Here is a 4,405-nt window from a genome sequence, read left to right as displayed (position 1 = left end):
CTGCCGTGCCATGATAATGTCCCTTCCTGCCATCGCTGCCTCCTTACTTAAAAAGAAGCAGTTTAGCACCTCCTCAATAGGACATTTCTAAATTGGCAACTGAGGACATTATCATTTTGGCGTTACACTGAACTTTCGCCGGAGTTGCCAAAAAGCTATACTTGAATTATCATATAAAAATTCTTTTCACTCAAGGAGCTTGTCATGCAGAATATTATACGACCGTTAATCCAGAAGAACTCTTCGAAAATAATCCTCGTCGTCCTTGATGGAGTCGGCGGACTTCCCTTCAACGGCAAAACCGAGCTTGAAACCGCAAAAACGCCGAACCTCGACGCCCTCGCAAGGGAATCGGCCTGCGGGCTGCATATCCCGGTTGCTCCCGGCATCACGCCCGGCAGCGGGCCCGGACACCTCGGACTTTTCGGCTACGACCCCCTGGAATGCCAGATAGGAAGAGGAATCCTGGAGGCCCTCGGCCTCGGTCTCGAGGTCAGGAATACGGATATCGCCATACGATGCAACTATTCGACGATCAAAGACGGCATTATCGTGGACAGACGAGCGGGAAGGATTCCGACGGACCAGAGCAGGAAGCTGACCGAGATGCTCCAGAAGAACATAATGGATATCGACGGAGTGAAGATCACCTTTGCCGCCGGCATGGAGCACCGTTTCGCTGTGCTGATGCGTTTCCCCCAGCCCCTCGAGCCCGATGCGGCGATGATCCCTGACACCGACCCGCAGAAAGAGGGCAAGCCGCCGCTTCCGCCCCAACCGCAGGCGAAGAGCGCGGAGAAGGTAGCAAAGGTGGCGGAAAAGCTGATCACCAGGGCCCGTGAAGTGCTGAAGGACGAGGAGAAGGCGAACTTCATATTGACCCGGGGATACTCGCGGCAGCCCCACATCCCCACCTTCGAGGAGGCGTTCGGCCTGAAGCCGCTCGCCATCGCCGTCTATCCCATGTATCGGGGCCTTGCGAAGCTGGTGGGAATGCATGCCCCGGCCCTCGAAGGCGGCGTGGAGGAGGAGATCGCGTTTCTGAAACAGAACTACGATAACTACGATTATTTCTTCCTGCATGTCAAAAAGATCGACTCCTATGGCGAGGACGGCAATTTCGAGGGCAAGGCCGCGCGGATAGAGGAGTTCGACAAGCTCCTCCCCGATATCCTTCAATTAAAGCCGGATGTTCTCATGATCACCGGCGACCATTCCACGCCTGCAGTGATGAAGGGCCACAGCTGGCATCCGGTGCCGGTGCTCATCAAATCGCCCTATGTGCTCGGCGGCATCTGCTCCGCCTTTTCCGAGCGCGAGTGCATCAAAGGAGAGCTCGGCATCTTCCCGACGGTGCAGCTGATGTCGTACGCCCTGGCCCATTCGCTGCGGCTGAAGAAATTCGGAGCGTAGAGAGTGTTTGGCGCCGGGCAAGATGCAAGGGGGGTGAGGTTTATTTGGAATCCGGGATTTGGAATGTGGAGTTTGCCAGGTGATTGATACGCACTGCCATCTCGAGATGGATGCCTTCGACCGGGACCGCGAGGAGGTCATCAGGCGGGCCAGGGAAGCCGGCCTCGATGCGCTCATCACGATCGGCTCCGACTTCGAGGGCTGCAAGGGTGCGGTCGAGATCGCCCGGAAGTATGATTTCGTCTACGCAACGGTCGGCATTCATCCGCACGACGCAAAGGATTTCGGTGATGAGGTCTTCGACCGGATAAAGGAATGGACCGGTATCTCCAGGCAGGGCGCATCACGGTCCTCCAAGGTCGTCGCCGTCGGCGAGATCGGGCTCGATTACCACTATGACCATTCGCCGCGGGAGGTCCAGCGTGAAGTCTTTATCAAGCAGCTCCAGTATGCGAAAGAGGCGGACCTCCCCGTCGTTGTCCACAGCAGGGAGGCAAAGGAGGACACGCTCAGGATACTCGAAACGTCGGGGATCAGAAAGGGTGTGATGCACTGCTTCTCGGGCGACCGGGAGATGGCCGAAAGGGTGCTGATGATGGGCCTGCATATCTCCATTGCGGGACCGGTGACCTTTAAAAAGGCGACACAGCTTCAGGAGGTCGCGAAGCTCATTCCCGATGAATACCTGCTCGTCGAGACCGATGCCCCCTATCTTGCGCCTGAGCCGCACCGCGGCAAGAGGAACGAGCCTGCTTATGTCGTCAATACCGCGCGCTTCATCGCTCAACTGAGAGGCGTCTCTTTCGAAGATATCGACCGGATTACGACGGTCAATGCAAAGCGGCTTTTCGGCATCGGCGACCTGCGCGGGGGGGAGATCGCGTATAAGATACGGGACAGCCTCTATTTGAATGTGACGAACCGTTGCACGAGCAAATGTGTCTTCTGCGTCCGCTTCAGCACCGACTTTGTGAAGGGGCATAACCTGCGGCTCGAAAGAGAGCCGACGGAAGAGGAGCTGAAGCGCGCCATCGGCGACCCCGCCCGGTATGACGAGGTGGTCTTCTGCGGATACGGGGAGCCCCTGCTGAGACTCGATCTGATCAAATCCCTTGCGGCGTGGATCAAGCAGCAGGGCGGCCGTGTGCGGATCAACACCAACGGCCACGGCAGCATCATCCATAAAAGAAACATTCTCCCCGAGCTGCAGGGGCTCGTCGATTCGTTATCGGTAAGCCTCGACGCGCAGGATGAGGAGACCTACAACAGGGTCTGCAAGCCGGTCTTCGCCAATGCGTTCTCCGAAGTCGTTACGTTCATCAGAGAGGCGACGAAGTATGTGCCCGATGTCCAGGCGACGGTCGTGGCGATGGACGGCGTCGATATGGAGAAGTGCAGGGCGTTGGCCGAAGGGCTCGGAGCGACGCTGCGGGTGAGAGAGCTCGATATCGTCGGATAGTGATGGTACCCCAGGGTCGGGCAAGCTGGAACAAATGGACAGTGAGCGTATTCCCCGTGGTCTTGCCACAGAGAAGATCAATTCTCCGCAAAATTATAAGGGCATATCATTGCAATATGGAACGCGTCCCCAAGCAGGATCTAAGCCCTTTGTTCTCCGTGCCTTTCATCTTCTTCAATTTTCAATGTGCGCAGCTCGTAATAATAAAATCTGACGAAAAGAGGTCTGGTCTGATGTAAATCCTCAGACAGAGGCCATTTCCAAGAATGCTGCTTTCAAACAGGGCTTAGGAATATTGCATTTATCTCGCTGCGGAATGTGTCTTGAGTTTTATCTTCGAAGTATCGATCTTCGAAAGCTCCGCGTGTACCAGCGCTGACGCTATCTGGCTCGAAGTCACATTGATGCCTTCTTCTTCCCGGTAATACCGTGAAAGCATCTCGATTTTTTCCCAATCCTCATCAAAGAAAGATATCTTGCTCCGTGTCTTTCTAGTTCCCCTCAAGCGAGGCCGCCCTCCCGTAGAAGATAGCCTCCCAAGGAGAAACTGCCGTAACGTGAAAAGAGAAATAGGTCCTCCTTTCGTGTCTATCTCTACGCCAGCATCCTCGGCGCCTAAGGCTTTTGCAATGAATTTAGGATTGACGCGTCGTTGAGTTTTCCCCGTATCCTTGATTTTCCTTGCCATGTTACTTACTCCTCATGCTGTTTCATCGTGCATCGTATTTTCGAATCCTGTAAAATCGGCCGTCAAATTCGACCACCACTTCTCCCTGATTTGTTTCCCGTCCGAACCTATGCAGGAATTCTCTGAGCGAACCGATATTGTCCTCGAACTTGTCAGGGTAGATATACGCATAGACTATTTTCGTCTTCTCCTGGATAATGTCACTATTTTCGGGATTCAACCATGTGCCGTCTGCAGGCGGCAGCGCCGTCGATCCGCCTCCTATCCGGGCAAGGATTCTTTGAGCCTCCTCAACCCATCTTTCAAGGTTCTTTATCTGCCTGCCGTTCTTGTCTTTATTCGGAATATATAAGGTCAGCTGCTGTATTGAAGGCTCCTCCAATGCTCCCAAGACTCTCGCCAGAATCAGATCTATATCGGTTTCCGCCATGACTTTACCTTACTACTTTTGGGGACAAAAGTCAACCAACAACTAGGGAACATCCTCTGACCTTGTCGCGTCTTATATTTCTTCACGGCTCTTCGTGGAAATGAGTGGGTAAAAAGAGGGGATTAATCGGCAGCAGATGCAGGGCTGATAAGGGATTGAGGGTTTCAAAAGGGGCAAAGGATTTGGCATGATTACCGGATGGGAAAAAAGAGGCGATTACTGGACGAATATCGATTCCCCGGATTTCGACCGCGTGCCGATATTAAGGGGAGGTTTGGAGACCCGAACGCTCGCATTATCCAGCTTGAGCGCACTCAAAAAAAACAGTCTGCGGCTGTTGCGGTGCAGTGCATCGAAGCTATAACGACAAGAAGGAACGACTTATGGAAGGCGGCGCTGAAATGGCAGAGACTGA

The 4,405-nt window shown here is 54.1% G+C and carries 5 protein-coding genes; 3 read left to right on the top strand and 2 right to left on the bottom strand.

Annotated features, from left to right (window positions below):
- Nucleotides 1–204 precede the first annotated feature (204 nt).
- Both AB1805_17115 and AB1805_17110 read left to right on the top strand, forming a co-directional pair.
- On the top strand, nucleotides 205–1,413 hold the full coding sequence (locus AB1805_17115) for a 2,3-bisphosphoglycerate-independent phosphoglycerate mutase (protein ID MEW5747151.1): 1,209 nt from the start codon (nucleotides 205–207) through the stop codon (nucleotides 1,411–1,413).
- A gap of 79 nt (nucleotides 1,414–1,492) precedes the next feature.
- Nucleotides 1,493–2,872: a TatD family hydrolase gene (locus AB1805_17110; protein MEW5747150.1), complete on the top strand. Its 1,380-nt coding sequence runs from the start codon at nucleotides 1,493–1,495 to the stop codon at nucleotides 2,870–2,872.
- A gap of 301 nt (nucleotides 2,873–3,173) precedes the next feature.
- Here AB1805_17110 and AB1805_17105 read toward each other — a convergent pair whose 3' ends face one another.
- Both AB1805_17105 and AB1805_17100 read right to left on the bottom strand, forming a co-directional pair.
- Nucleotides 3,174–3,560, bottom strand: a complete 387-nt coding sequence (locus tag AB1805_17105; protein MEW5747149.1) for a hypothetical protein — start codon at nucleotides 3,558–3,560, stop codon at nucleotides 3,174–3,176.
- 22 nt (nucleotides 3,561–3,582) lie between these two features.
- Nucleotides 3,583–3,990, bottom strand: coding sequence for a hypothetical protein (locus AB1805_17100; protein MEW5747148.1), 408 nt, complete (start codon nucleotides 3,988–3,990; stop codon nucleotides 3,583–3,585).
- Between the two features lie 198 nt (nucleotides 3,991–4,188).
- Here AB1805_17100 and AB1805_17095 point away from each other — a divergent pair.
- Nucleotides 4,189–4,405 (top strand): hypothetical protein (locus tag AB1805_17095; protein ID MEW5747147.1); only part of this gene is annotated, 217 nt, incomplete at its 3' end.

The organism is Nitrospirota bacterium (genome assembly GCA_040752355.1).
GTDB lineage: Bacteria > Nitrospirota > Thermodesulfovibrionia > Thermodesulfovibrionales > Dissulfurispiraceae > JBFMCP01.
The sequence above is the reverse complement of the archived record's forward strand: the minus strand, read 5'-3'. Positions and strand labels throughout refer to the sequence as shown.